The sequence below is a fragment of the Corynebacterium macginleyi genome (genome assembly GCF_003688935.1).
Lineage (GTDB): Bacteria > Actinomycetota > Actinomycetes > Mycobacteriales > Mycobacteriaceae > Corynebacterium > Corynebacterium macginleyi.
Window position 1 is genome coordinate 43,150 of record NZ_REGE01000004.1, and the last position, 26,497, is coordinate 69,646.

23 protein-coding genes, 3 tRNA genes and 1 pseudogene are annotated in these 26,497 nt (G+C 57.8%); 21 read left to right on the plus strand and 6 right to left on the minus strand.

Annotated features, from left to right (window positions below):
- Positions 1–72 precede the first annotated feature (72 nt).
- Positions 73–158, plus strand: a tRNA-Ser gene (locus D9V82_RS04460).
- Positions 159–210: 52 nt separating this feature from the next.
- On the opposite strand, the pseudogene D9V82_RS04465 reads toward D9V82_RS04460, so the two are convergent.
- Positions 211–540 (minus strand): annotated as a pseudogene (locus D9V82_RS04465) (IS481 family transposase); the annotation flags it as partial.
- Between the two features lie 470 nt (positions 541–1,010).
- On the opposite strand from D9V82_RS04465, the gene galE reads away from it, so the two are divergent.
- From galE to D9V82_RS04490, 4 genes are all read left to right on the plus strand, one after another.
- Complete coding sequence (gene galE / locus D9V82_RS04470) at positions 1,011–2,045, plus strand: UDP-glucose 4-epimerase GalE (RefSeq protein WP_121911186.1); 1,035 nt, start codon at positions 1,011–1,013, stop codon at positions 2,043–2,045.
- 336 nt (positions 2,046–2,381) lie between these two features.
- Positions 2,382–3,269: an ATP-grasp domain-containing protein gene (locus tag D9V82_RS04480; protein ID WP_121911188.1), complete on the plus strand. Its 888-nt coding sequence runs from the start codon at positions 2,382–2,384 to the stop codon at positions 3,267–3,269.
- 170 nt (positions 3,270–3,439) lie between these two features.
- Positions 3,440–3,910, plus strand: a complete 471-nt coding sequence (locus D9V82_RS04485; RefSeq protein WP_167449728.1) for an acetoacetate decarboxylase family protein — start codon at positions 3,440–3,442, stop codon at positions 3,908–3,910.
- Positions 3,907–5,100 (plus strand): MFS transporter, encoded by a 1,194-nt coding sequence (locus tag D9V82_RS04490; protein WP_121911190.1) that lies wholly within the window; start codon positions 3,907–3,909, stop codon positions 5,098–5,100. The genes D9V82_RS04485 and D9V82_RS04490 overlap by 4 nt, the downstream gene beginning before the upstream one ends.
- Before the next feature lie 376 nt (positions 5,101–5,476).
- On the opposite strand, the gene D9V82_RS04495 is transcribed toward D9V82_RS04490, so the two are convergent.
- The gene (locus D9V82_RS04495) at positions 5,477–5,677 is read right to left on the minus strand and encodes a hypothetical protein (RefSeq protein ID WP_121911331.1); all 201 of its coding nucleotides are present in this window, start codon (positions 5,675–5,677) and stop codon (positions 5,477–5,479) included.
- Between the two features lie 220 nt (positions 5,678–5,897).
- Here D9V82_RS04495 and D9V82_RS04500 point away from each other — a divergent pair, with 220 nt between their 5' ends.
- From D9V82_RS04500 to D9V82_RS04525, 6 genes are all read left to right on the plus strand, one after another.
- Positions 5,898–6,260 carry a YidH family protein gene (locus tag D9V82_RS04500; protein WP_121911191.1) on the plus strand — a complete coding sequence of 121 codons (363 nt, stop codon included), beginning with the start codon at positions 5,898–5,900 and terminating at the stop codon, positions 6,258–6,260.
- Positions 6,253–6,576, plus strand: coding sequence for a DUF202 domain-containing protein (locus tag D9V82_RS04505; protein ID WP_121911192.1), 324 nt, complete (start codon positions 6,253–6,255; stop codon positions 6,574–6,576). The genes D9V82_RS04500 and D9V82_RS04505 overlap by 8 nt, the downstream gene beginning before the upstream one ends.
- Positions 6,577–6,700: 124 nt before the next feature.
- Positions 6,701–8,065 (plus strand): magnesium transporter, encoded by a 1,365-nt coding sequence (gene mgtE / locus D9V82_RS04510; RefSeq protein ID WP_121911193.1) that lies wholly within the window; start codon positions 6,701–6,703, stop codon positions 8,063–8,065.
- Between the two features lie 279 nt (positions 8,066–8,344).
- Positions 8,345–9,919: an SLC13 family permease gene (locus D9V82_RS04515; protein ID WP_121911194.1), complete on the plus strand. Its 1,575-nt coding sequence runs from the start codon at positions 8,345–8,347 to the stop codon at positions 9,917–9,919.
- A 50-nt stretch (positions 9,920–9,969) separates the two neighbouring features.
- Positions 9,970–11,037, plus strand: a complete 1,068-nt coding sequence (locus tag D9V82_RS04520; RefSeq protein ID WP_121911195.1) for a GTP-binding protein — start codon at positions 9,970–9,972, stop codon at positions 11,035–11,037.
- 167 nt (positions 11,038–11,204) lie between these two features.
- Positions 11,205–11,277 (plus strand) — tRNA-Arg (locus tag D9V82_RS04525).
- A 238-nt stretch (positions 11,278–11,515) separates the two neighbouring features.
- Here the strand turns inward: D9V82_RS04525 and D9V82_RS04530 are convergent.
- Positions 11,516–12,790, minus strand: coding sequence for an MFS transporter (locus tag D9V82_RS04530; protein WP_121911196.1), 1,275 nt, complete (start codon positions 12,788–12,790; stop codon positions 11,516–11,518).
- Positions 12,791–13,765: 975 nt separating this feature from the next.
- Between D9V82_RS04530 and D9V82_RS04535 the strand changes: the two genes are divergently transcribed.
- The gene (locus tag D9V82_RS04535) at positions 13,766–14,695 is read left to right on the plus strand and encodes a DUF418 domain-containing protein (protein ID WP_121911197.1); all 930 of its coding nucleotides are present in this window, start codon (positions 13,766–13,768) and stop codon (positions 14,693–14,695) included.
- A 1-nt stretch (position 14,696) separates the two neighbouring features.
- On the plus strand, positions 14,697–15,902 hold the full coding sequence (locus D9V82_RS04540) for a trypsin-like serine protease (RefSeq protein WP_121911198.1): 1,206 nt from the start codon (positions 14,697–14,699) through the stop codon (positions 15,900–15,902).
- Here the strand turns inward: D9V82_RS04540 and D9V82_RS04545 are convergent.
- Positions 15,899–16,927: a prephenate dehydrogenase gene (locus D9V82_RS04545; protein WP_121911199.1), complete on the minus strand. Its 1,029-nt coding sequence runs from the start codon at positions 16,925–16,927 to the stop codon at positions 15,899–15,901. The two genes, D9V82_RS04540 and D9V82_RS04545, sit on opposite strands and share 4 nt — an antisense overlap.
- Positions 16,928–16,966: 39 nt before the next feature.
- On the opposite strand from D9V82_RS04545, the gene D9V82_RS04550 reads away from it, so the two are divergent.
- The 7 genes from D9V82_RS04550 to tgt all read left to right on the plus strand — a co-directional run bounded on the left by D9V82_RS04550 (position 16,967) and on the right by tgt (position 24,215).
- Positions 16,967–17,446: a tRNA adenosine deaminase-associated protein gene (locus D9V82_RS04550; protein WP_121911201.1), complete on the plus strand. Its 480-nt coding sequence runs from the start codon at positions 16,967–16,969 to the stop codon at positions 17,444–17,446.
- A gap of 4 nt (positions 17,447–17,450) precedes the next feature.
- Positions 17,451–17,909, plus strand: coding sequence for a nucleoside deaminase (locus tag D9V82_RS04555; RefSeq protein WP_411763251.1), 459 nt, complete (start codon positions 17,451–17,453; stop codon positions 17,907–17,909).
- Between the two features lie 47 nt (positions 17,910–17,956).
- Positions 17,957–18,157, plus strand: coding sequence for a CsbD family protein (locus D9V82_RS04560; RefSeq protein ID WP_121911205.1), 201 nt, complete (start codon positions 17,957–17,959; stop codon positions 18,155–18,157).
- 93 nt (positions 18,158–18,250) lie between these two features.
- Positions 18,251–18,338, plus strand: a tRNA-Ser gene (locus D9V82_RS04565).
- A gap of 661 nt (positions 18,339–18,999) precedes the next feature.
- Positions 19,000–19,641, plus strand: a complete 642-nt coding sequence (locus D9V82_RS04570; protein ID WP_121911207.1) for a biliverdin-producing heme oxygenase — start codon at positions 19,000–19,002, stop codon at positions 19,639–19,641.
- Positions 19,642–20,316: 675 nt separating this feature from the next.
- On the plus strand, positions 20,317–22,962 hold the full coding sequence (locus D9V82_RS04580; RefSeq protein ID WP_121911208.1) for an MMPL family transporter: 2,646 nt from the start codon (positions 20,317–20,319) through the stop codon (positions 22,960–22,962).
- The gene (gene tgt, locus D9V82_RS04585) at positions 22,959–24,215 is read left to right on the plus strand and encodes a tRNA guanosine(34) transglycosylase Tgt (protein WP_121911210.1); all 1,257 of its coding nucleotides are present in this window, start codon (positions 22,959–22,961) and stop codon (positions 24,213–24,215) included. The genes D9V82_RS04580 and tgt overlap by 4 nt, the downstream gene beginning before the upstream one ends.
- Here tgt and D9V82_RS04590 read toward each other — a convergent pair.
- Entirely contained in the window at positions 24,191–24,874 is a 684-nt protein-coding gene (locus tag D9V82_RS04590; protein WP_183122428.1) for a queuosine precursor transporter, read from the minus strand. The two genes, tgt and D9V82_RS04590, sit on opposite strands and share 25 nt — an antisense overlap.
- A gap of 33 nt (positions 24,875–24,907) precedes the next feature.
- Between D9V82_RS04590 and gluQRS the strand changes: the two genes are divergently transcribed.
- Positions 24,908–25,801 (plus strand): tRNA glutamyl-Q(34) synthetase GluQRS, encoded by an 894-nt coding sequence (gluQRS, locus tag D9V82_RS04595; RefSeq protein WP_121911213.1) that lies wholly within the window; start codon positions 24,908–24,910, stop codon positions 25,799–25,801.
- Positions 25,802–25,842: 41 nt separating this feature from the next.
- Here gluQRS and D9V82_RS04600 read toward each other — a convergent pair whose 3' ends face one another.
- Positions 25,843–26,370 carry a hypothetical protein gene (locus D9V82_RS04600; RefSeq protein ID WP_234456600.1) on the minus strand — a complete coding sequence of 176 codons (528 nt, stop codon included), beginning with the start codon at positions 26,368–26,370 and terminating at the stop codon, positions 25,843–25,845.
- Positions 26,371–26,497 lie beyond the last annotated feature (127 nt).

Genomic DNA, 26,497 nt, shown 5'->3' on the forward strand with positions numbered 1-26,497 from the left:
GGACAAAACTAGGGGTTGGTTTGGCCGCGGCGCATGCGGCAGGTATTGTCTTTAATGGTTCTTTCTGAACCTGGAGATGTGCCAGAGTGGCCGAATGGGGCTCCCTGCTAAGGAGTTGACCCTTCTGGGGTCCGGAGGTTCGAATCCTCTCATCTCCGCCGTGTGAAGTCTCGAGACATCGTTCCGGTCGGTGTCTCGAGACTTTTCTTTTTAGTTGCCCCGTTGGAGGTTGAGTTCGTTGTCTTTCTTGTTGTAGTAGATCTTTTCTTCGGTGAGTGTGTAGGCGGCGATTTGTGCCCCGGTGGCGGTTATTTTGATGTCGACGTGGTTGTCGACGCAGACCATTGTGATGGGTTCTCCGCCCCATCTGCGTCCGATGTAGAGACGGCGTAGTTTGCCATTCCATCGCAGGGTTGTCTTGCCGTTGGTGCCTACTTTGTCGGTGCGCAGTCGGTAGTCATGGTCTGGTGTGATTTCTACTGGATGCGCTTTAGGTAGGGCTGTATAGGCTTCTGCGGGGGTGGTTGTGTTTAGGGGTCGGGCCCTCCATCGCCTTGGCCATCGGTGTGCCGGCGAACGGGTGAACATCCACCGTAAGATCCGTCGACAGTCGATCCATCAACCACCGATCCCAGTTCTTGCCCCACACCGCGTGCGGGGTCACATCTGCCCGCTCCCGGCTGCACGCCGCGACCAGGAGATCCCGCGCGTACTCCACCGACTCTCGCCGGCCCCGGAACCAGCAGCATCGGTAGCATCGGTAGCATCGGTAGCACCGACAGTCGTGGACCGGTCGGGCGTCTGGACCGACCAGTTCTCCGAGAATGGACCCGGGCGTCGACGGGCCGAGTCTCTAGGACTCCTGCTCGGTTACGAGAGCCTGCCGCGTGGACCTGCCGACCCACTTGCCTCACAGGAAAATATGCTGAGACACAACTCTAGAAGACGCGACCAGATATACTCTTGTCGAGCGCGGCTAAAGGTTGCGGCATTCGACTGAAGGATAATGCATGAAGGTTCTCATCACCGGTGGAGCAGGGTACATTGGATCGACCATTGCGGCATGTTGCGAGGACAATGGCATAACGCCCGTCATCTTGGATGACTACAGCAAGGGGCTCAAAGAGTTCTCACGGCCGTATGCAAACTACGAAGGCGATATCGCGGACACCTGCTTAGTGCAGAACATCCTGTCTGAGCATCCAGATATCGATTCCGTCATCCACTGTGCGGCGAAAATCGTCGTTCCTGAATCTGTGTCCGCGCCACTCGACTACTATGAGAACAACGTCGCCAAGTCACTGACGCTTTTGCGTGAGCTATCCGGTCTCGGAGTCCGCCGCTTCATTCTTAGCTCGACCGCATCCATGTACGAAGCTGGTGATGACTACATGGTCGATGAGTCCGGAGCAGTCGCCCCTCAGAGTCCCTACTCGGCATCCAAATGGATGTTGGAGCGCGTGCTGCGCGATTTCGCTGCCACCGGTGCGATGAACGCGATCGCGTTGCGCTATTTCAATCCGATCGGCGCAGACCCTAGTATGCGTAGTGGCCTCCAGGATCCACATCCGACACACGCCCTCGGCAAGATGATCGAGGCGTATCGAAGCGGAGGGGTATTCACGGTGACGGGTGTCGATTGGCCCACGCGCGACGGTTCCGGACTTCGTGACTATGTGCATGTCTGGGACCTCGCCCGGGCCCACGTGGCGGCGCTTCAGAACTTCGACGAGGTCATCTCGAGATCCGAGATCGATGGTTTCGATATTATTAATCTCGGAACCGGAACGGGAACAACGGTGTTCGAACTCGCCGACGCGTTCGGGCAAGCGACCGGGAAGCCCCTGAATGTGCAGACAGCTCCTCCGCGGCCCGGTGATGTCGTGGGTTGTGCGACTTTGACCGACAAGGCCGAACAGCTCCTCAGTTGGCAAGCCGAGTTGAGCATCGCAGACGGGGTCAGAGAATCACTAGAGTGGGCAGAAAAACTCCCGTCTGTACTAATTCGCGAACGGTCCACCGCAATGGACGCCGGGGAAGCGTGATGGATGCCGTCAACGTCGTTTTGTTTCGGCATTCGCCTCGACCAGTTGAACTGTGGCACCTCAATGACCGCGATGCGATCATCTTGAGTCACGAAGGTTCTAGTTCCCGCTACAAATCGGCCCCGCCCGTTGATCAGTCGATGGTCAGGTTCCTTGTCGACTTCGAGGTTCCCACTCTCTTCAGGGCGATTAGAGACATCGCCCGAGAGCACACGATCCGTTCTGTCTCCACGCTGGCAGAGGAAGACATAGCGACTGCAGGATTGCTGGAAGAGTTTTTTTGTAACAGGCGTATCAGAGTATGCGGTCGGCACCCTCTTTAAAGACAAGCTGTTCATGCGGTCGGCGCTAGAGGGAAAAATACCCCAGCCGGACTTCCGAGGGCTGGAAGAGTTCACCGGGACACGGGAGCAACTTCTCACTGAGGGGTTCGATATCGTGAAACCTCGTAGAAGTGCGGGAGCGCAAGGCGTGTATCTCCTCAACGATATCGACGACGACGAGTTCGCAGCGCTTCCCCTCTGCGACTACATCGCTGAGTCGTTCATCCAGACTCCCCGAATGGTGACAGTCGATGGGTTCGCCGTCGGCCACGACATGCGTCACTTTTATGTGCACGAATACGACGCGACCGTGCTTAGCTCGCTCGACGGGCGCGATGGAATCGCGATCTCGACGTCGAAGGTATATGACGAATCATCTGACCTCCTCAAAGCGCTCTTTGAATCCTCGCTTCGGGTTCTGAAGACTATCGGCAGCCGGGATCGGGTCAACACATTACACTTCGAATGGTTCATCCCGAAAGACGGTGTCCCTGTCTTCTGTGAGGTGGGTCGCCGATTTAGAGGACTGGGAATTCCGCGTATTGCGCGATATGCCTTCGACGCGCCTGTTCTCGAAGACTATTGGTCCGCTTTGGCTGGGGAAGAGAGCACGGCCCCCTCGTTGACCTGGGATACCTTGGCTCGTCCACGGCGACGAGCCATCTGCTATGCGCGATACCGCGTGAAGGGTGAGGTAATCTCCGCTCCCACGAGCGAGGACTTCAGCATGGCTGAGAACGCATGGATCTGGGCGAAGCCGGGAGACGAGTTCTCGGAGAATACTGGGGTCGTCACAGATAACGCGGCCATCTTCGAGTTCATCGGCGCAGACGCCGAGGAAGTCGAAGAAAAACTCGCACAGGCTCGCTCAATCATCGATGAACGGCTGGTCATTCAATGATCCGCGGACGCCGGGTCCTGCTTCCGAACATCGTCAAGTCCACCAACACGACATTCTCTTGTCATGTACAGGACGGATTGGTTGATTTCGAACAGCTCTCCGACCTTTCGACACCGGATGACTGTGCCCAGCAGCTTTCAGTCGACCACTTTTTCGTAACATTCTCCACTGTGAGCTCTAATTTCAATGGCGTGGACTATGTAGACTACAACGAGGTTATTATCAAGGTTCCTGTCATCGTCGCTGACCGCCCATTCATCTTTCCGCCGCGGACGTACGTGGACAACGAGCTTTCCCTCGTTCGGGGATACCAGCTCGGGTTCAACAAATACATGGCTGCGGTTGACAAGTTCGTCGAAGATCGAGTGACATTCGACGGAATAGGACTCCAGCTCGCAGCCACGGTCCACTCTGATGAGCCGATGGAAGAGACTGCGCCGCTCGCAGCCGCAACGGGCGGATTTGTCTTGTCTGACGATGGCGCAGCGACGGGCCTAGTCGTATCGGATTATCGCCAGAACACTGATACGGGATGGGTCGGAGCGGACGGCGGCGGTACCGTCTCAGGACGATCCTTCGACGTTAAGGCGGCCAGGCTTACGACGGATCGCTTCGTACTCCACCGCGCGACCGCACTATGACGTTCGGACCCCAGAATCTCGGGCGTGCACACTGGCTGATCGGCGCCGTCGCGTTCTCAAAGGTTGGAGCGCTCTCCTACATCGTTGTGATGACCTGGGCTGTCAGTGAGGCAGCAGGCAACGACGGTGTCGGCTGGGTGAATGCGATCGCCGGTTTGACGATCGTTCTTGTCGGTTTCTTCGCCACCTTTTGGCTAGACAAGTTCGACAAGCGGATCCTTCTCATTCTGTTAGACGCCGTGGCGGCCGCAGTTTGCCTCACTGCCGTTTCTGTGCTGTTCTTCGCGCCGAAGAGCGACGTCGTCTTGATCGCGCTGGGCATCGCTGTCACGACGTCAGCAGTCGCCAGCTTGTATTCGCCTACGAGCCGCGCGATCATCCCGGCTGTAGTATCGTCAGAAGACTTGGAGCGTTTCAACAGCGCCTACACAGGGTTCGGCGAGGTCTCCCGAGCCGCCGGGCCCGCGCTGGGAGCACTGCTGCTAACCGTCGGAGGGCCAGACGCCTTCGCTCTGAGTATTCTGGTAAACGGCGTCTCGTTTATCGTTTCCTTATTGCTCACGTTACCGCTACCGCCGGCTCCGCCCAGTCATGCCGGCGAAGGAGATCGGAAGAAGCATGCACTCTTCCAAGGGTTTCGATTCATAGTCGGACATCCGATTCTGCGAGGCGAAGTACTGAGCGCGCTGAGCATCAACTTCTTCCTGACGAGCACGACGTTCATTCTGCTGAACCGCGTGACAGAAACAAGATCAGAAGCCTACATGTTTGGACTGGCAAACATGTTCGAAGCGATCGGAGCAGTTGCCGCCGCCCTGACTGCCGCACTCGTTGCAGCACGCTTGAGGGGAATTCGTGCAAGTCATCTAATGATACCGACCGCCGTGGCGCTACTGCCATGCCTTGCCGCTAGCATCTGGGCGACCATTATCTCTTTAACGGTTATCGCCGTGCTCGTGACGATCTACAACATCATTCTCTTCAGCCGACTGCAACGTGAGATACCTATGGAGAAGATGGGTCGGGTCATCGCTGTCGTCACCACGGGTTCCGCAGCGTTGATGCCGCTCGGGAATCTGGTTTTCGCCCATCTCTCGAATATCCTGACCACGAGTATGCTTATATATATCACGAGCGCCGCACTCATCACAACAGGGATGGTGGTCGGATCGTTGAAGGGGGATGAATAATCAGGTGCACAAATATTCTTATGGGAGCAAGTTGTGAATGTTGATCATATGAGTAAATTGGTTGCGGCGATCGGCTGGTCGGAGGCAAGGTTCCCCGAGACAAGTTGTCTCCTGACCGGGTCGGGCCCAACCCACCAGCCCGGTTATTCTTCAACGTCTTACAGATGAACTCGATTAAGAAACGATTCCGGTATTTATCGATGAACCGGATCATTTCTTAATGTTGTGGGCCTAGTCGTGAGGCGAAAAAGCTGACGCAGCCTTCAACAACTCGTTGGTATCCCGAAGTTCTTGATTTTCGCGGCGTAGCCTCGCGTTTTCGGCGGCTACGTCTTCAGGAACAGGTTCTGGGATGGTTCCTGCACGGCGGGCAGGCTTAAGTCCATTGACGAGCTGTGTGCCATGAAACCCCGAGCTTTGGGGCTACTGCCTGGTACGCGGGGTGCATTGACATGTTTTCCGCCAAGATGCGGTCTTCCACGAGACGGACCACACGGTTGTTTGCATCCTGGTCAAAATTTTTCTTGGCATGTTCCAGATTTTCCCATCTACTCAAGCGGAACAAAACCTGGGACACTTCATTTGGCTCCCAAGGAGATTTCTTCACAAGGATGAACCCCTCACGTGGTGGATTTTTATCGTGAATAATGGCGCTGTGGAAAAGTGCAGAAGATAAAGACGGAGTTTTGCACGCTTTAGCAGTTACCTACGTGGTGCTATTTGTTTTGTGGCTGAATGATCCAATAGGGATGGCCTTAGCGCGCTAAGGCCGCGCTGTGAATATAAGGTAGGAAGACATGAGCGATTCGAGGTTTCCCCGCTCGGTATTTGGGGTAGGAAGCGACCCTGATCCGCGTTTTACGCTGGCGAATGAGCGCACCTTCCTCGCCTGGATCCGCACCTCGCTCGCGCTGATTGCTGGGGGCGTGGCCCTGGAAGCCTTTGATGTGTCGCTGCCGGCGACTCTTCGCACGGCGGTTTCTGCGTTCATGCTGGTGGTGGCGATTATTCTGCCGGTAGTTGCGTGGGTGCAATGGAAGCGGGCTGAGCGTGCTTTGCGGCAGCAGCGCTCACTGCCCTTTAGCATCGCCATCCCGGTGCTCGTGGGCACCATCGTTGTTATCGCGTCAGTGCTGTTTATAGGCGAGTTACTTGCGTAGTCCGCAGCTGCCCGGGGAACTCTTTGACCCCGGCTTGCAGCCCGAGCGTACCCGCCTTTCTTGGCAGCGCACCCTCCTCGCGCTGGCGGTGATATTTCTGGGGGTTATGCGCGTGGTCAGTGTCACCGTGTTTATCCCGCTGGCGGTGCTTGCAGTAGGTGGGTTGGTGTGGAACATGGCGGTGCGGAAGCGGGCATCGCTCGTCGATGCCTCTCTCCGCGCCCACCACCACCTCCCCGGCGCCGCCGTCCTGGCTGGCGGCGCAGGGCTGGTCTCTTTGCTCGCCGCCTTCGCCCTGTGGGGTGTTTTCGCCTGAAGGCAAAGTTTTCCATCGCAACGCTGTGGGCTGGTGAGGATGGGCGTAATCTATGTGGGGTTATATCAATTAAGGCGGCTTACGGCGCTGCGGTATGAGGGGCGAGAAGGGCAAGGTGACGGCGATGGCGGATGTTACTGAGCAGGCCAGCGATACGGTCGAGGCATGGCTGAAGCAGGATTCTGCCATTGACCCGCAAAAAGCGCCCCGCTTGCAGGCGCTGCTTGATGAGGTTCCGCTGCAGGAGCTTATCGCCATCGTCGAGCGGCAAAATGCTATTCGCGCCGCGCTGGCTCTGCGCTTGTTGCCGCGGCGTAAATCCATCGTGGTATTTGATGCCCTGGACGCCAAACACCAGGCCGATATCATTGATGAGCTGGGCAATGCTGATGTCTACGAGTTCTTCGATGAGCTCGAGCCGGAAGACCGCGTGGCTCTTTTAGATGAGCTGCCGGCGGAAATCGCCGATCGGTTGTTGCGCTCGCTTACCAAATCGAAGCGGGATGTCACCGGGGTTGTCCTGGGCTATACCAAGGGCTCGGTGGGCCGCCGCATGTCGCCTGAGGTCCCCGGCATCCATCCCGAAATGAGCGTGGAGGAAGCGCTGCGGACCTTGCGTGCGAAGGCCGATGAGCTGGAAACCATCTATGCGGTGCCCATTACCCGCACGGACCGCCGCCTGGTGGGCGTGGTGACGCTGCGGGAGATTTTTACCGCAGGGGAAGGCACCACGATTGGGGATATTATGCAAAGCCCTATCTACGCCAATGCCAATGATGATGCGGAAGAAACCGCCAGGTGGTTCCTCCCGCTCGATATTTTGGCATTGCCCATAGTGGATGATTCAGACCGCTTGGTCGGCCTTTTGACCTGGGACGATGCCATTGACATTGTTGAAGCAGAGGATAGCGAGGACTCCGCGCGCGCCGGTGGTACCGAGGCTTTGCAACAGCCGTACCTGTCCACACCGCTATTGAAACTGGTGAAGTCCCGCATCGTGTGGTTGCTGGTGCTGGCGGTGTCTGCGCTGTTGACCGTGCGGGTCTTGGACGCTTTTGAAGGCACCTTGGCGCAGGCCGTGGTGCTATCTCTGTTTATCCCGTTGTTGACCGGTACCGGTGGTAATACGGGAAACCAGGCGGCAACCACGGTTACCCGTGCGCTTGCGCTTGGTGATGTCCGCGGGCGCGACCTTCTCGCCGTCCTTTGGCGCGAGCTCCGCGTGGGTATGTTGCTTGGTACCGTATTGGGCTTGGCCGGACTTGGCCTGGCAACGGTGATCTACGGCGTAGATATAGGTCTAGTCATTGGTTCGACGCTGTTTCTAATTTGTTCCATATCCGCCACGGTGGGTGGGCTGATGCCCATTGTCGCGAAGAGCATTGGTGCGGACCCCGCCGTATTTTCCAATCCCTTTATTTCCACGTTCTGCGATGCTACGGGTCTGATTATTTATTTCCTCATCGCCAAGTCGGTGCTCGGTTTATAAGGGGCCCTGGCACACGGGGTGGGTCGCGCCGGACGGGGGTAGCGAACCGGTGGGGAAGATTTCACATTTTGAGAAGCTGTGGTCTGTGAATTTTAAAAAGAATGGGGGTGATTTGAAAAAGTTTGTGGTTTACGGTGCAATTGTTTTGTAGGGTCTTAGCATGCTCTGCACGGACTGGATGATATTCGGTATGCACCAAGGATCTAGCTCTATTGCTGGTAATTGGCAGAGCTATCACCCCGCCCTGCTAAAAATCTCTCTAGCAAAGGAGTTCGCGGCATGACCACCCCGCATACTCACGAATCGACCGCCCGATCGGAGGGCGCTGAGGATCCCGGTGCCCCACGCAATGAATGGCGCCGCCAGTTCATTGGCCTTTTCCTTGGCTTAGCCCTGGCTATCCTCGTATTTTTCATCTTCCCCTCCAACGCGATCGATACTGTCCAGCAGTCCACCGGCGTGGACGAAGAAGCCGATTACACGCTGAGCGCCATCCGCACCGTGGCGGCCGTGACCATTCTCATGGGCGTGTGGTGGATGACTGAGGCTATCCCGCTGGCGGCCACCGCGCTGATTCCGTTGGTAGTCTTCCCACTCGCTAGCGTGGGAACCATCAAGGAGGTCGGCGCACCGTATGCCTCTGCCACGATTTTCTTGTTCATGGGTGGATTTCTCATCGCGCTGTCGTTGCAACGCTGGAACCTGCACCGCCGCCTGGCGCTTTATGTGGTGAAACTTATCGGCACTTCGCCGCGTCGCCTGATTTTGGGCTTTATGCTGGCCACCGGCTTTTTGTCCATGTGGGTATCAAATACCGCAACCGCCGTCGTCATGCTGCCGATTGGTACTTCCGTGCTGGCGCTTACCGCAGAGACTGTTGGCGGTTGGGACAAGCAGAAGAAATTCGCCACCGCTCTGATGCTGGGCATCGCGTACTCCGCCTCCATCGGCTCGTTGGGTACCCTGATCGGCACCCCGCCGAATGCCTTCCTGAATGCGTACATGGCCGATACCTGGGACGTGACCCTCGGCTTTGGGCGCTGGATGGTCGTCGGTGTTCCCCTGGCGCTTGCCTTCCTGCTCATCGCATGGGTGCTGTTGATTACCATCTTCAAGCCGGAAATGACCGAAATCCCCGGCGGCCGCGAGCTCATCAATGCAGAAATCAAAGCCCTGGGCTCGTGGACCCGCCCGCAGATCATGACCGGCATCATCTTCGTTTTAGCTGCCGTGGCCTGGGTATCCCTGCCCATCGTTCTTGATGATTTTAATTTTTATGACGATGCCATCGTCGGCATCGCCGCCGGTATACTCTTGTTCATCCTGCCGGCCGACTCGCAGCGTCGCATCCGCCTGCTGGATTGGAAAACGGCCAACGAAATGCCCTGGGATGTCCTCCTTCTCTTCGGTGGTGGCCTCTCCCTGTCCTCATCCTTCAACTCTTCCGGTTTGTCCCTGTGGATTGGTGAGATGGCCAAGGGGCTAAGTTCCTTGCCAACCATGCTTATCGTTGCGGCCGTTGCCGCCTTGGTGCTTTTCCTGACGGAGTTCACCTCTAATACCGCAACCGCGGCCACCTTCATTCCCATTATGGGCGGCGTCGCCGTGGGTGTGGGCCTGACCACCGAAGGCGATATTAACGTCCTGCTGCTCACTATTCCGGTCGCCTTGGCTGCCACCTGTGCCTTTATGCTTCCGGTGGCAACCCCGCCGAACGCCATTGCGTATGGTTCCGGCTACGTCAAGATTGGCGAGATGATCAAGGGCGGCGTCGGCCTCAATATCATCGGCATCTTCCTTATTACCCTTACCGTCTTTCTACTGGCGGTGCCGATCTTCGGGCTGGCGGTCTAGGCGCGAACCCCCAATAGCCATCCTTTAATGAAAAACGGTACCATTAAAGGATGGCTACACCCGTTACCGTGCTGTCCGGATTTTTAGGCAGCGGAAAGACCACGCTACTCAATCACCTGCTCGCGAACCGGGAGGGGCGCAAGTTAGCGGTCATTGTCAACGATTTTTCTGAGGTCAATATCGATGCCGCCCTCGTTGCCGGCGAAGGCCACCTCGAGCGCGGCGAGGATCGCTTCGTGGAACTGTCGAATGGCTGCATCTGCTGCACCTTGCGCGAAGACCTCATCGAGTCTGTGGGCAGGCTAGCGCGCTCCGGCCGCTTTGATCAGATTGTCATCGAATCTACCGGCATTTCCGAGCCCATGCCCGTGGCCGCCACCTTTGAGTGGGAATTTGCCGATGGCACCACGCTTGCCGATGTCGCCCCTATCGACACCATGGTCTCCCTCGTTGATGCCTCGACCTTCTTGAACCAATTGCGCCGCGGCCGCAGCCTCGTATCCGAAAGTATCGAGGCTACGCCTCAAGATGATCGCACTATTTCCGATCTCTTGGTGGACCAGGTCGAATTCGCCGACCTTATCCTCATCACCAAGACCGATCTCGTCGAGGCGGTCGAAGCCGAGCGCGTTATCGCCGCCGTTCGCGCCATGAATCCGCGGGCGCGTGTAGTACCGGTCACCCACGGGGCTATCGCACCGGAGCTGGTTCTCGATGCGCATTTATTTAATACCGCAACCGCTGCCTCCTATCATGGCTACGCCGAAGAGCTTGCGAACCCGCATACACCAGAAACCGAGGAATACGGCATCTCCTCTCTCGTCTTCCGTGCCGATCGCCCTTTTAATCGCGAGCGCCTCATCGCCGCCCTTCGGGCAAGCACGGGCCTTGTGCGATCCAAGGGGTACTGCTGGATCGATACCGACCTGCGCGTAGCTCACGCGTGGCAGCAGGCCGGGCCCAACCTGCAGATTATGCCCGCTTCTTTATGGGCCGCCAATGGCGTAACCCCCGGCACGGAGCTCGTGCTCATTGGCGTCGACTTCGATCACGAATCCACCGGGCAAGCTTTTCAAGATGCCCTGCTTTCTGATGCCGAAGCCGCCGCCCTCGTATAACTTCTGGATTTTTCATGCCCAGCTAAAGTGTGAACGGTGGGTGAACAATAAGCCTCTGGCTATCCCGCCGAACGCGGCTCTGTGCAGGCGATTTGTCTGTCTTGCGGTCCGTGGGTATAGTAAACTCTCGTTGTACGGCAGTGCATACGCAATGCTTAACAGCTACCGCGCCCGTAGCTCAACGGATAGAGCATCTGACTACGGATCAGAAGGTTGGGGGTTCGAATCCCTCCGGGCGCACACTGTCATGAGTCGCGACATGTTTGACAGGTCAGTCGCGACATTGTTGACAAACCGGTATCTCAGTTGTTTTTGTTCTGGGGTGCCGGTTTTTCGTGTTTTGGGTCTAGGGGTGGGGCGCCTTTTTCCAGTAGGGCTTGTGGTAATTAGGGCCCGGCCCCCGGCGTGTCCATTTTCCGGGGGCCGGGTCCGATCGTTGTAGATCTGTCTTTGAGTTGTTGGTAGATGACCTTGGGACTTACTCGCATACGGGGAGTGAATTGAACTCGGATGCTTTAGGTAGTGTGCGTAGGACTGAACTCGCCGCTATCAAACAGGAGATAACCGAGCACAGAGCGCACAGTGCCATGCTTGCCTGAAAACCAATTGCGGCGAGGAATGCACCCGCGCTGGCGGAGACGATGATTGGTAGCAATCCCATCATCAGACGCGCTCCTGCCGAGCATTTTCCTATTTTTTCGGGAGGCGCTGATAACGCAAGCAGTCCTCCGGAGTATGAGTTGCACGCAATGGAGGGAACTACGATAAAAAATGCTGCAACTGCGATAAGCGGCCAATACTGAGAAAATGCAAGAAGAAATAGATACCACATTAGTTGCCAGAACATCGTTGCTCGGATGATGTTTCTTCCTGGAAATTGCTTGATGAGGCGGTCTTGAAGAAGTCCTCCAACGATCATTCCAAGAGTGAACATGGTGGAGGTGAGGCCGATTATCCAACCATCAACTTTGAGGTAGGCCAACCATAGGTCAATGGACACGATGAGGAAAAAGTTGGCGAAGTTGGAGAAGATATCGATGCTGAAGATTGTTCGAAGTAGCGGATATTTCCAAATCCAAGTCAAAGAATATTTGCTATCGGACCAGAACTCTCTAAATGAATACTGTTGCCCACTGTTTGACTTCCCCAGATCCATACTGAGGGTTTTCGAAGCATAGAGCGGACCCAGCCCACACAAAGTTTGTACGATGAAGGGAATAACCGAGGCTAGACCGTAGAGAAAGCCTCCTAAAGGTAGTCCAACCATCCAGATAATGTTGTCTCGAGTCTGGTTACGGCCTTGCGCTTGAACAAGCAAATTCTCGGGAATGATGAATCTCAAAATGGCGTTGGTTAGGCCTCCAAACGTGCCTGTAATCATTCCTGCAAACAGGCTAAAGAAGAACAAAAGGATGAAAGTGAATTTGCCCAAGTAAAGCAGTAGCGAGAAGGTTGACCAGATACCAATTTGGCTCAGCCCGTAGAAGAAAAGTAACTTCTTCTTGTTAAAACGGTCGATGATCATGCCGGCTGGGATCGTCATGATCATCGAGCCTGCCGAGCTTGCGGCTCCAATCACTCCTGCCTGACTTAGGCCTCCAGTGAGGTAGTAGCTCGCAAGTGAAATGGGGATAGCAACGAGGGACGCCCCCAAGGCGCTTGCTGTATCAGCGAAGAACCACCGTAGATAGTCAGGATGGTTCTTGCGTACGGTAGTCCAAAATTTTTGATCAGAAGTCTTATAATCCTGCATCGTGTCTCCCGATGTTTGACAACCGCGACTGAAAGCTCATGCACGCAGCATGAACCCAGCGTCGGATTTCCGAAATGGGTAATTCTTACGGGTCAACCTCTTGACCCGCCGCAGCTTGCGGTGTGTCAAATGGGATTTTATTGATGCAGTAATGTGAACATGATGTGCTCCAGGTGCTATGCCATTGTTGGGCCCGATCCCGGAAGATGGACACGTCGGGGTTTAGCTATGCAGCTGAGGTCAGTATAGCTGAAGTTTCGGTTTCACAGACAGCAGGAGCTAGAAGTTTGCATATCGGATTGTCAAAGACCTCCCTATTACGCAAGACTTCTCGTTTGACGGCCAATGCCCTGCCAAAGTCCGATTGAACCATGATCCTGGCTAGAAAACTAGGGTCGGTATCTTGTCGAGCGTCAGCGATGAAATCGATGTGGCGGACCACAGTGGAATGAGGACATCGCCAAGCGCGGAGGCCGCTACGGCAAATATTAGGTTTCTAGCGCGTGTTTTGAGCAAGTGTTCTCTTCCGGTCGATTTAGGGGGAGGAATGAGGAGTGGCCTACTTCGTGATCATTTATCAGAAAGTTTGAGCACTTTTCATAGGTGCCAGGAAGCGTCTTGACAGGAAACAAACTATCAAATTATAGGTATAGAAGAGTCCATTGTCCGCTTATGGAAAACGCCAGGTAGGAGCGTGTTTAGGGGTGGATTAAAAAATCTCAACTGGTGGTGATGCGCGCTGCGGCGGGTTCTTCATCGTGTTGAATCCGGAAAAATTGGGGGTAATTCCCGTGGTTGGCGGGAAAGTGGTGTCACAGGGACGATTAAGGCCATTGAGGGCATTCATAAGGTACAGGACACGTAAAGTTTTGGTACAGGAACCTCCCAGACTTCCGTTGTAGAAAAAGAGAGTCGTTATAAACATGGGTTGTGGTGGAGACTGCCGCGTCCCATCATCGTGAAGGAGAGTGCTAGGTGAGTACATCATCGCGCATCGTCGGGCTGGATTTGGCCCGTTCACTTGCCATTATTGGCATGATTATTTTGCACATGGCCTCGTTGGTATGGAGTACCAAGGTCATTTTGTCGGGCCTTCCGGCCGCCCTTTTTGCCATTGTCGCCGGAGTGACGATGATGCTCATCGCCAAGAACTATTCCGCACAGACGCTGCTGCGCCTGATTGCCCGCGGCGCCATCATTACACTTATTGGACTGGCCCTGCTCCCCGTCGGCGGGCAGATCCAAGTGGTGCTCGTTGCTATTGGTATCACCATGATGGTCGTCGCCTGGATACCACCGCTGAACATGTGGTGGAAGCTGGCTTTGTTCTTCATCGCCGCCATTGCCTCAACCGTGCACTACGCGCCGTTTACTCTGCCGCAGGTCTATCCGTTGCTGGCATGGATCGCGTATTTCATCGCCGGCATGCTGCTCTTTGAGGTCTACATCCGCCCAGGTAGCTTCCGTACGACGCTGCAATGGATTGTTACCGCGGTTGCCGCGGTGATTGCCGCGGCTGGCACCTACTTGCGCTTCGAGCCGGATATGCCCAGCTGGCTGCGCTTTACTGGCCACACCGGTGTCGCGGGCGAAATCCTGCTTTCCGTTGCAGTGGCAGCAGTGGTGCTGCACCTGTGCCTGCTCATTGGTAGCGCGGTACCCAAGCTCGTCTGTCCCTTAGCCGCAATGGGCACGATGTCCCTGACCGTGTATGTCCTGCACGTGCCTTCCGCTTATTTCTGGCAAAGCCATATCTCACTACACAACACCGCATGGGCGTGGGCATTTATTGGTCTATTCCTTGTGCTCGCCACCATCTGGCGGAAATTCCTGGGCCAAGGCCCCCTTGAAAAGGCCGTCTCCTCAGCCGTTAAACTCGCCGTTCCTGCTGGAAAGAAGGACTAACATGTCGCGTAAATTTGCTACCGCTTTGACCACCGCCGGCATCATCGGGATGTTGGCGGCCCCCGCCAGCGCCCTTGAGCACGGCGAACCCGCCCCCGATAACGCCGAGTCCCAGACCGTCGCCGCGCTCAAGATGGGCCGCGTAGGCAACTTCGGCGATTGCACCGGCACATTGGTGGATAAGCAGTGGGTGCTTACCGCCCGCCACTGCCTGCAGTCCGTCAATAACGAAGGCACCCAGGCCCGCCTGGGAGGCAAGGTCTATGACGTGGATTCGTGGGCGCTATCCCCGCTTTCCGATGCCGGATTGCTCCACCTCACCGAGCCCGTCACCGATATTAAGCCGGCCAAGATCGCCACCGATATTCCAGATACCGGTGACCTCGGCACCCTGTACGGCTGGAGTAGTAGCTCCTCCATGGCGCGCAAGGGCCAGCTGCCGATGGCAGAGATGAAAGTCTCAGAAGTCTTGGGCGGCGGGCCCAGCGATGACGCCGCACAGAAGCCAGGCGCTGACAAGGAGGCCCCGGAAGGCTACGAGTCCGTGCCCGCTGAGGAAGCCATGCCCGGCCTCAAGATGCCGGGCGGCTCCAAGCCCGATAAAGACATGAAGGTCCCCGAGGGCTACGAGTCCGTGCCCGCCGCAGAGGCCATGCCCGGCCTCAAGATGCCGGGATCTGGTTCGGGATCGGATAAGCCCAAGGTGGTCTCGCCTGGTGCCACCAAGCCGGGTGCCGAGCAGCCGCAGATCGTTAAGCCGGACGGCAACGGTGGGGAAGTAATGCAGCCCGGCCAAGGCGGCATGGCCCCGATGATCAGCAGCCCGATCCTCGATGTCCACTCCACCGGTAATGCCGGCATGCAGGGTGGCGATTCCGGCGGACCGTTCTTTGTCAACGGAAAGCTTGCGGGCCTAGCTACCGCCGGTACCTCCAATGCCGACCCGGATCTGCCCTCCCCGAGCGCGGCAATCACTACGCTCGCCGGCACCAAGGACTGGGTAGACGGCGTGATTAGCGGCAAGGATAAGGATGCCGTTTTGACTGCGGAGACCACGCCCACTCCGCAGGCAACGCCGCAGACTAGCGCTGACCACCCGTGGATCTACCTCACGGTAGCCGCTATTGGCCTTATCGGTGCCGCGGCAGCCGCGCGCACCTTCGCCACCGGTGCTAACAACGGTGGCACCCGCAAGTCGCGCCGCTAAAAAATCTCGATGCGCCCGCCCAGGGACTCAGTCTGGCGCAGCTGCGCCACCCACTTCGGGCCGCCGGGGTGCAGGCGTAGTACCGGACGGGAGGAAATCTTGACCGGGGAGACCGATTCCTTGCGCGCGCCCGACCTGGCTTCGATGCGGGTGCGGGCGCGGTAGCCGGCATCGGCAAGCTCGGCGATGGAAGGCTCGGGGGCGGCGAGCTTCTCCCGGGCACCCCGAAGCAGCTCCAATGCCTCATCCAAGGCCTCCACCAGGGCCGGGGCATTGGTTTCGCACATCTGCCGCACGAGATTCGGGCGGGTGCCTGCCACCCGGGTCGCATCCTTAAAGGAACCGGCAGCCAAGGACTGCGCCAAAATCCCGCCATTATCGCCCACCGTGGCGAGGGTCTCGGCGAAAATGTGCGGCAGGTGAGAAATGCGGGCGACCGCCGCGTCGTGGTTGGCCACGCGGACGGGCACGGCCTCTGCATGCACCATCTGGGTCATGCGTACGACGTCCGTAAAAGTCTCAATCCATTTCCGCGGAACCTTTTCCCCGCGCGCCTCATAATCGGCGGCGTAATCATAGGTAATGCCCCACGCGGCGTGGCGGAAAAGCCCCGTCTGGGAGTGATCCCAGCCAGATTTCGAGGTGCCCGCCATGGGGTGACCACCGACGTAGCGACCCTCCATGCCACGGTCACATACCTGCTGGTGCACGGGAGTCTTCACGGAGACCACGTCCGTGATGCTGCAGCTAGGGGCGTATTCCTGGATGGCATCTAAAACGCTGCCCACCGCGGTCATGGGAACAGCTATCACAATGAGTGCCTCTTCAACCTCGGCGCGGTTCAGCACCGCCGGCAAATCATCATTAACGTCAAAGCCCTGCTTGACTGCGGTGCGGGCAGCGGAAGTGGAGTGATTATATCCAAATACGTGGTGGTTATAGCCCGCGAGATCGCGCAGCAAGGAGCCACCGATGAGACCGAGGCCGATAATGCAGATGGGGCGTTGAACATCTTGAGAACTCACGGTGACAATTGTGGCACAACACGACTAATCTCACGAGGTATGAGCAACGAAAATTACTCTTTCGCGGTCACCGTCGCCCGCAGCGAGGGACAATGGGTGGTGCGCAGCTTTGCTGATGACTTTAAAGACCCGCAAACCTCCATCACCGCAGTGCGCTCCCTGCGCTCCGAGGGCGCAGCTTTTGCCCTTCTCTGTGTCGAGGATGCCTACTTCATTGTGGTGCGGCCCGTGCCAGGCGGGGTGAAAATGCTAATTTCGGACGCCACCTATGGCGTAGACGATGATTTTGCTGCGGATTTCATGGAGCTCAATGACCACGAGATTCCGGATGTGGACCCGGAAGAGGCCGAACCCTACGGTGAAGGCGACTTCGATATTTTAGCTGACCTTGGGCTATCCGAGGAACAGGTGAGCTACATCATCGATGATGAGGACGATTGGCCCTCCGATATGCTTCTTCGCATCGCCGGCGACCTGGGCTTTGGGGATGAGCTAGAAGACGTCATTGATAACGCCTGAGCCCCTGCAGCGCGCGCAGGAACGCATGCAGCGTGCCCTCGCTATGGCGCGCCAGACTCCCGCCGGTGACGTACCGGTGGGGGCGGTGCTTTATGATGCCGCCGGCCGCGAGCTCGCCACCGGTGTCAACCGCCGCGAGCAATTGCGCGATCCCACCGCCCACGCCGAGGTCGAGGCGATCCGCCAGGCAGTGCGCATCCACGGCGATGGCTGGCGCCTATCCGGCTGCGAGCTCGTGGTCACCCTGGAGCCTTGCGCCATGTGTGCCGGTGCCCTGCAATCCGCCCGGGTGAGCTCGCTGGTATTCGGCGCCTATGAACCCAAAACGGGTGCGTGCGGCTCGCTTATCGATGTCCTGCGTGCCCCCACCGCGCCCTTTAGCCCACAGGTGCGTGGTGGCGTCCTCGAAAAGGACTGCGTGGCGCTGCTAGAAAAATTCTTCACCACTTTGCGTGAAAAATGAGTATAGTGGGTGTCACACTGTAAGCGACTCATTTAAGGAGAGAGAAAATGGGCGATTTGGAAAACAAGAAGGACGAACTCGCAGGTAAGGCAAAGGAAGCTGTCGGCGAGGCAACCGGTAACGAAGACGTAGCCAACGAAGGCAAGGCCGACCAGGTTGCTTCCGAGGCTAAAGACAAGCTGTCTGATGTTGCTGACACCATCAAGGACAAGGCCAACGACATCATCGGTGGCCTGAAGAAGGACTAATTTTCTAGTCCCTCCATAGCAAGATCGCTGCGTCGGCTTAGCGCCGGCGCGGCGATTTTGTTGCGTTGGGGGTCCTCCCGTAGTCTGGAACGCGGTGGCGTGTCCGAGCGGCCGAAGGTGATCGCCTCGAAAGCGATTGTTGGGTAACCCCCAACCGCGGGTTCAAATCCCGCCGCCACCGCGTAAGGCCCCGAACTGTTAATGCAGTTCGGGGCCTATTTTAATTGTGCTCCTTAACTCCCCTTAACCCTACATAGCCTGCAACGCCCACCATCAATCCACTCTTTTCACATACCCCGCACGGTGGTCCTGCAGGTGAGGACTTCCATTTGGGCTTCGACGTGGATTTTGCTACGAAGCCTATTACGTGAAGGCCAGCTTTTCAGGGGGAATTGTAGCTTGAAGTCCAGCCTCAGCTGGGTGGTGCCGGCTTAAACCTCTCAATGGTTCCCCTCGTTGCGGATGCAACGAGAAGGAGGAACCGCGGGGTGCGGAAAATCCTTAGAACAACCCTGCTTCGCAGCCGCCAGTGGCCTCGCAGACCCCGCCGCCGCACAAGAAACCAGGGACTTCCAGATGCCCAGAGACTGCATAGACCAGTGAACCAAAAGGGAGGAAACCGGAAATCGCGGAGTCAAAGAAGAACGCTTCCTTCGGTTATAGCTTCGCCCCAGTGTGGAACTCCATCTTGGGTGTGGTAGCCATCGGCGGCATGTTCGCCATCCTTGGGCAAGGAGTTAGTACTTTTGGTTGATTTCTTCCCAGAGCCCTTGCCCATAAGGGTTGCCTAACCTTAAGTTTGTAGTTAGAAAATTAGGTAAGTGTTACTTTGGAGGAAGTCAGTGACTGTCACGCTCAAGAACCCATTATCCGTCGCACTGCGCGAGGAAACCGCCCACGCCCATGAGAACGCGGAGGGATCGGTATTTATGCAGCGCCTCATGTCAGGCCAGCTGAGCACGGAGGCCGCCGCTGATCTGAGTGGCCAACTGTGGTTTGTTTATGATTCCTTGGAGCGTGCTGTTCGCAGCGTGGCGCATACTCCGATTGCAAGCGCGGTGGCCGATCCTCGGCTGGAGCGACGCTTTGCTATTGAGGCGGATCTGGCGGCGCTTGTCGGTGGCGACTGGCGCGAAAAGATCCGGATTCTACCGGCCACGGCGTCCTATGTTGCGCGCCTGGAGGAGGTTTGCGGCCGCGCGGTAGAGGTGGTGGCTCATCACTATGTTCGGTATCTCGGAGATATCTCCGGCGGGCAGGTAATCGCCGCGCGCCTCGGCGCTCTTTATTACATCGAACCGGATGCACTGAACTTTTATGACTTTAGTGCCATCGGCAAGATTCCGCCGTATCGCAGGGGTTATCGTGAACGCCTGGACAGCCTCTTGCTGACCGCGGAAGAGCGCGAGGTTTTACTCTCGGAGGCGCAGCGCGCATTTGCTTTTAACTTGGGAATCTTTGCAGAGCTTGAGAAGCGCCACTGATGTACCTGTTTTAGTTTTTCACCGAAGGCACACCTTCCGGTATTGCCATTGGCGCTCTAGCACTCGGAGCCGTTACCGCCCCAGTGGCTTTAGCTGCTGCAGCTCCAGCAAATGTCCCCGAAAGCGTCTCGGGCGCGGAATCCGGCTAACTGAACTGTCCCATCAACGAATCCTTCGTCCGTCACCTGAAAACCCCTTGTGTTAGGGGCGCTATTACCCCTGCCGAGGGCGCGCAGAAGGTAGGTGCGGACTTCACCTTCCCGGTCGATGCGGCCCACACCATGCTGGACGCCGAGCGCGACGGTACCGGTGGCCTTAATGGCTCCCATGTCATCTAATACATATTCTCAGATATCAAGACGGAAGTAGAAGGCCATGACGCTACTTTTACGCTCACTGAGCCCGTGGAGCCGGAAACCCGGCAAGACCTGCGCCACAACTGATGCCCCCACCTCGCTGACCCAGACGGGCTCTGGCATCTGATTAGGCAATCTCATAAAAGAAGGCTTCCGGCGACAACGGCGCAGCCGACTGTTCTTTTTGGCCCGCGGCCTTGACATCGTCTGTGAATACGGCCTGCACGGCGGCTAAATAATAGGGAATAAGGGGTACGGCAACTACACTAGGGCGAAGTTAAATCCGTCCGACTACGCGAATGCAAAGGTATATTGTCTCGTGGCTAAACTCCTCTACCGGCTCGGGCGCTGGTCTTTCCTTAATAAATGGAAGGTCATCGTCATCTGGGTGGTCCTGCTTGCTGCCGCTGGCGGCGCCACCGCCTTGTTGATGAAACCGATGACGAGCGAGTTCGCTATCAAAGGCACTCCGTCCATCGATGCCACGTATAAGACGATGGAGCTCTTCCCGGAAGGCGGCAATCCCGCCAATTCGCCGTCGGTGAACCTGGTCTTCCAGGCCCCGGAGGGCCAAAAGCTTTCGGATCCCGCCAATGAAAAGGCCATTGATGCAGTCATTACCCATCTCCAGGACAACCTAGAGATGGGCGATACTATGCGTTTTGGCAACCCCCTTGAGGTCTCGCCACGGTTGCAGGAGGAGGTTATCTCCCAATTCACGGCGATGGGGTTGCCGGAATCGTCCGCGCGAGCGGATGCCGATAACCTCGCGATGGTCAACGACGACAACACCATTGCCTATACCACCTTCAACTTTGACGCCGAATCGCCCTATAGCGTGGACCAGGCCGATAAGGACATCGTGACGGAAGCGATGGACATCGGCAGGCAGCAGGGGCTTACCGTTGAGGCCGGTGGCGCCGGATTCGGGGATGAGATTCGGGTCAACTCCACCTCCGAAATCATCGGTCTTGGCGTGGCTTTCCTCGTCCTCATTTTCACCTTCGGTTCCCTCGTTGCCTCCGGAATGCCGCTGGTTTCGGCCGTCATCGGGGTTGCACTGGGTGCATGCGGCATGCTGATTACCACGCACTGGATCGAGCTCAACAATATGACGCCGGTGCTGGCCATCATGATTGGCCTGGCGGTGGGCATTGACTATGCGCTGTTTATCCTGTCCCGCTACCGCGCCGAGCGGGCCCGCATGTCCGCTCCGGACGCTGCCGGTATGGCGGCAGGCACGGCGGGTTCTTCCGTGGTTTTTGCCGGCACCACCGTCTTTACCGCGCTCTTTGCTTTGCTCATTGCGCGTATTGAATTCCTTACCGCGATGGGACTCTCCGCTGCGGCAACCGTGGCCATCTCCGTCCTCGTCTCCATCACGCTCGTCCCCGCGATGCTCGGGCTTTTGGGGGACAAGGCCTTTGCCTGCCGCATCCCTGGCGTGGCCGGTAACCTTTCCCGCAAAGGTAAGGTACGCAGCAACCCCACCATGGGCAATCGCTGGGTACGGCTGGTACAAAAGCTACCCGGCTTGGCGATGGCCCTCGTCGTCCTCTCCCTCGGCGCCATGACTGCCCCCGTGCTCCACATGAATTTAGCGCTGCCTGCCGATACCACCTCGAATCCCGATACCACCCAACGCAAGGCCGCTGACCTGATGGCCGAGGGCTTCGGTCCTGGCATCAACGGGCCATTCCTCGCGGTTGTCGATGCCCACACCATCGATGCCGATTCCGCCGCGCTCGCCCCATTGGTGGCAGCGCAGGAAGGAAAGGAGGAACCCGCAGAAGATGCTGTCGTTCCAGAACCGCCGGAAGGCGAACACACAGACTTACCGGCTGGCGAGGATCCTGGCGAATCAACAGACCAGGTGGCAGATAACCCGGTGCCCCACGAGGCTCCCGACCAGCCGGCAGAACCTCCAGCGGACCTGCTTGGTGAACAACCGGCAGAACAACCAGCGGAGCCAAATATTGCCCCCGCCGCGGAGGTAGAGGACACGCAACACCCCGCTGCGCTGAACAGCGCCGAGGATAAAGCGGCCCTCGCGTCTTTCCTCTACACCGCGGATCAATTGAAGACGCTTGGTGGGGTAAAGCACGCGCAAATTGTTTCGCTCAGTGATGACCAGCGCGCGGCCCAGATCATGGTGACCCCGGAAACCTCGCCGACGGAAGCCGCAACCATTGACGTCGCGCACGGTCTGCGCTTTGCCACCCAGGAAATCGAAGGCACCACTGGCACCGAGATTGGACTGACGGGCCTGACCGCCGTGCAGTTGGATATTACCGAACGCCTGCGCGATGCGATGACACCGTATTTAAGCATTGTTGTGGGGCTGGCGATCGTGCTGCTGCTCGTTGTCTTCCGCTCCCTCTTGGTGCCGCTGGTGGCGGGGCTGGGCTTCCTGCTTTCGGTGGGTGGTGCCTTCGGCCTGACGGTGCTGGTATGGCAAGACGGCCTGTGGGGCCTGGTCCCGGGACCTGGCCCGCTGCTGTCCTTCATGCCAATCTTCCTCATCGGCGTGACCTTTGGCTTGGCCATGGATTATCAGGTATTCCTGGTCACCCGCATGCGCGAGCATATCGCGCGGCATCCGAACGGCACCTCAGGTCCCTATAGTGCCGTCGATGAGGCCACCATTACGGGCTTTACCCAGGGTGCGCGCGTGGTGACTGCCGCGGCGATCATCATGATTTCGGTCTTCGTGGCGTTTATCAACCAGCCACTGCCGTTTATTCAGATCTTCGGCTTTGCTTTGGCGGCAGGCGTGCTTTTTGATGCCTTCTTTGTCCGTATGACCCTCGTCCCCGCCTCCATGTTCCTTATGGGCCGTGCGACGTGGTGGATGCCCAAGTGGCTGGATAAGATTCTGCCCACCGTAGATATTGAAGGCACCGCGCTTGAGGAAGAATGGGAAGCACAGCATGCGGCCATGGAAGAAGAGGAAGATAAGGAATGAAGGACTTAAGGTTCGACATCGATAAGCGCCTGCCCGAAGGCCCCGGAAAGCATGGCCGCAGTGGCGTCATTCATACCCCTCACGGCGATATTGCCACCCCGGCGTTTATCCCGGTAGCGACCAAAGCCACGGTAAAGACGCTGACGCCGGAACAGATCCGGGCCACCGGGGCGCAGGCGATCTTGTCTAACGCCTACCACCTCTACTTGCAGCCGGGCCACGACGTTGTGGACGAGGCCGGTGGCGTGGCGAAGTTCGAGAACTGGCACGGGCCGACGTACACCGATTCCGGTGGATTCCAGGTGATGTCTCTGGGGGTGGGCTTTAAAAAGGTCATCGCCATGGACCTTGTGGATCTTACTGAAAAGGATATCCGCGCCGCGAAAAGGGAGCGGATGGCCAAAGTGGATGATGAGGGCGTGGATTTTCGCTCGATTATTGATGGCTCCAAGCATAGGTTTACCCCCGAAAAGTCCATGCAGATTCAGCACGGGCTGGGCGCGGACATCATGTTCGCCTTCGACGAGCTGACGACGCTCATAGATTCACGCACCTACCAGGAAGAATCCGTGGCCCGCACCCACCGGTGGGCGCAACGGTGCTTGGAAGAACATGACCGACTTACTCGCGAGCGCCACCACCGCCCGAAGCAATCGCTGTGGGGCGTGGTGCAGGGCGCGCAATATGAGGACCTGCGGCGCCAAGCCACCCGTGGGCTGTTGGACTTGGACCGCGCCGCGCGGGAAAAGGGCCAGCGCGGTTTTGGCGGCTTTGGCATCGGCGGCGCGTTGGAAAAGCAGAACCTCGGCACCATCGTGGGCTGGGTCTGCGATGAGCTACCGGATGATAAACCGCGCCACCTGCTCGGCATCTCCGAGCCCGATGACATTTTTACCGCAGTGGAAGCCGGCGCAGATACTTTCGATTGCGTCGCACCGACCCGCCTGGCCCGCCGCGGTGGCGTCTACACGCTCGATGGCCGGCTCAACCTCACCAACGCCCGGTTCAAGCGCGACTTTGCGGGTATCGACGAGGAGTGGGGCGGCTACGTCACGGAGAACTACTCGCGAGCCTACCTGCACCACCTGCTTAAGGCGAAGGAATTTTTGGCCGGCACGCTATGCACCATTCACAACGTGGAATTCATGGTGCGGTTAGTAGATAATATCCGCGCCGCCATCAACGGCGACTACTACGAGGACTACCGCGATGAGTTCCTGGGCCGGTATTACGCGGCATCGAAGGCGCGGTAATCCTCCCGCTTTTTGACCAGCGTGATAACCGTGGAGGTAATGGGCAAGAGGATGACCTCAATCAGCGTCTTCCACACAAATCCCACGACCACGTAGTTAATGAAACCGCTCGTGGTGTCGATACCGATGACGGGCGCGGCGATGGCGCAAAACAGCAAGGTATCGCCAAACTCGCCCACCACGGTGGAGGCGATCAGCCGGGAGAAAAGACCCTTTTCACCGGTCCGCTTCTTCATCGCGGTCAGCGTCCACGCGTTGAGCAGCTGGCCCACGAGGTAGCCGGCCAGGGAGGCCAAAACAATGCGCGGAACCAACCCCAGTGTGGCGGCGAAGGCTTCTTGGCCGTCGTAGAAATCTGCTGCAGGCAGCCAAATAGCGATATAGAAACACACGACGGCGAGCAGGGCCATCGCAAAACCGATGTAGATGGCGCGCCGAGTGGACTTGAAACCGTAGCATTCTGATAAAACGTCGCCGACGATGTAGGCCAGCGGGAAGAGGAAGAAGGCGCCATCGGTAACGAGCGGCCCCAGCTGCACGCCCTTGGTGGCGTTGATATTAGAAATTAAAAACGTCACGACGAAGATCGTGACGAGCCAGGGATAGAGAGTGGAATGAACGGGGATAAAACGCACTTGAGAGGAGGGGGATTTTTCCATGCCCACTATTGTGCCAAACCGTATGCTGGGCTTATGAATTCCGCGACCACCGGGGCGGGCCGTTACGCCCCGAGCCCTTCCGGCGACTTGCATTTTGGCAACCTGCGCACAGCGCTTCTCGCGTGGCTCTACGCGCGGGCCACGGGGCGCAGGTTCGTGGTGAGGGTGGAGGACATCGATAAGCAGCGCTCCTCCCGCGCGGCGGCCGAGCGCCAACTTGCGGATCTCGCGGCTCTGGGCTTGGAATGGGACGGCGAGGTCATCTACCAGCAGGATCGCGATGCCGCCTATGCCGCGGCGCTGGAACAGCTGCCGGTCTACGAATGCTATTGCACGCGCAAGGATATCCACGAAGCCTCCCGCGCCCCACACGCTCTGCCCGGCCAGTACCCGGGCACCTGCCGCGCGCTTTCCGATGCCCAACGTGCCACCAAACGCGCCCAGCTTGCCGCTGATAACCGGCAGCCGGCGCTGCGCCTGCGCGCCGATGTCTCCACCTTCACCATCCACGATGTCCTGCACGGCGACTACACCGGCGATGTCGATGATTTCATCCTGCGCCGCGGCGGGCAGGACGGAGGGTGGGCCTATAATTTCACGGTGGTGGTTGATGATGCCTACCAGGGCATCGACCAGGTGGTGCGCGGCGACGATCTCTTATCTTCCACCCCGCGCCAGGCCTATCTGGCCTCGCTACTGGGGATTGCCCCACCGACCTATGTGCACGTGCCGCTGGTCCTTAATTCCGCCGGTAAGCGGCTGGCTAAGCGGGATGGCGCGGTGACGATGCGGGAAATGGGAAAGCCGGGGGACATCGTCAAGCAGCTGGCTTTGTCTTTGGGCTACGCGGCGGAGAGCGCCGCCGAGCTCCTCACGCAATTCCGGCCGGAAGAATTGACCCGCGAGCCGTATATTTGGCGCGCTTAACTCGCGCCCCCATCCAGCGTCGCTGACGCGATGGACTACCTCTATGATTTCCTCGCAGGTTGTGTGCATCCTGGGTAAAGGATGCCGGGCTGAATGGGCGGTGCACGAAGAAAACTAACACCACGTGAACCAGGATGAATGCGGACATCAAGACCAGGCCAATAAAGCGCAGCGACCGCACGCCCTGGTGCACGTCCAGTATCTTGACGAACCATGGAAAGCGCACGCGGATGGCTGGCGGCATAGCTAGCCTGGTTGCTTTCATGAAGGGTGAGACGCTGAAAATGATAACGGAATAAGCGAGCTGCTGGAGGGGCATCGCCCGGCGTGAAGTGTTCTACGCCGGGCGCGCTGAGGCTGATATAGACCTTGAAGGTATCGCAAGCCTTCGGGAAGATGTCCCAGGACGTGGGTATGAGGTGCTCCCACCGGCCCGCCGCAAAGAGCGGCACGATATACACCAAGCCATTGAGGGCCCACAACATGACCGATAGGCCGTGCCAGTGGGGGCTCAGTCCAACGTTGTCGCGGTCCGGTAGGGAAACGGAGCGGTGACCACGAGAGCTCATCCATCAACGACGTACATACGCCCTCTTCTTGTGGCAGTTTGCGCTTAGTGAAGCAGAGCCACTCCGTGCCTGGTGCGCAGTCATTGCACCACCACATGCGCGGCATGGAAGAAAGAATGCCGATGAA

Excerpts from the sequence above, each read along its gene's own strand:
- galE (WP_121911186.1), top strand. The coding sequence starts at position 1,011 with ATGAAGGTTCTCATCACCGGTGGAGCAGGGTACATTGGATCGACCATT.
- D9V82_RS04480 (WP_121911188.1), top strand. The coding sequence starts at position 2,382 with ATGCGGTCGGCGCTAGAGGGAAAAATACCCCAGCCGGACTTCCGAGGG.
- D9V82_RS04490 (WP_121911190.1), top strand. The coding sequence starts at position 3,907 with ATGACGTTCGGACCCCAGAATCTCGGGCGTGCACACTGGCTGATCGGC.
- D9V82_RS04500 (WP_121911191.1), top strand. The coding sequence starts at position 5,898 with ATGAGCGATTCGAGGTTTCCCCGCTCGGTATTTGGGGTAGGAAGCGAC.
- mgtE (WP_121911193.1), top strand. The coding sequence starts at position 6,701 with ATGGCGGATGTTACTGAGCAGGCCAGCGATACGGTCGAGGCATGGCTG.
- D9V82_RS04515 (WP_121911194.1), top strand. The coding sequence starts at position 8,345 with ATGACCACCCCGCATACTCACGAATCGACCGCCCGATCGGAGGGCGCT.
- D9V82_RS04520 (WP_121911195.1), top strand. The coding sequence starts at position 9,970 with ATGGCTACACCCGTTACCGTGCTGTCCGGATTTTTAGGCAGCGGAAAG.
- D9V82_RS04530 (WP_121911196.1), bottom strand. The coding sequence starts at position 12,790 with ATGCAGGATTATAAGACTTCTGATCAAAAATTTTGGACTACCGTACGC.
- D9V82_RS04540 (WP_121911198.1), top strand. The coding sequence starts at position 14,697 with ATGTCGCGTAAATTTGCTACCGCTTTGACCACCGCCGGCATCATCGGG.
- D9V82_RS04550 (WP_121911201.1), top strand. The coding sequence starts at position 16,967 with ATGAGCAACGAAAATTACTCTTTCGCGGTCACCGTCGCCCGCAGCGAG.
- D9V82_RS04560 (WP_121911205.1), top strand. The coding sequence starts at position 17,957 with ATGGGCGATTTGGAAAACAAGAAGGACGAACTCGCAGGTAAGGCAAAG.
- tgt (WP_121911210.1), top strand. The coding sequence starts at position 22,959 with ATGAAGGACTTAAGGTTCGACATCGATAAGCGCCTGCCCGAAGGCCCC.
- D9V82_RS04590 (WP_183122428.1), bottom strand. The coding sequence starts at position 24,874 with ATGGAAAAATCCCCCTCCTCTCAAGTGCGTTTTATCCCCGTTCATTCC.
- gluQRS (WP_121911213.1), top strand. The coding sequence starts at position 24,908 with ATGAATTCCGCGACCACCGGGGCGGGCCGTTACGCCCCGAGCCCTTCC.
- D9V82_RS04600 (WP_234456600.1), bottom strand. The coding sequence starts at position 26,370 with ATGAGCTCTCGTGGTCACCGCTCCGTTTCCCTACCGGACCGCGACAAC.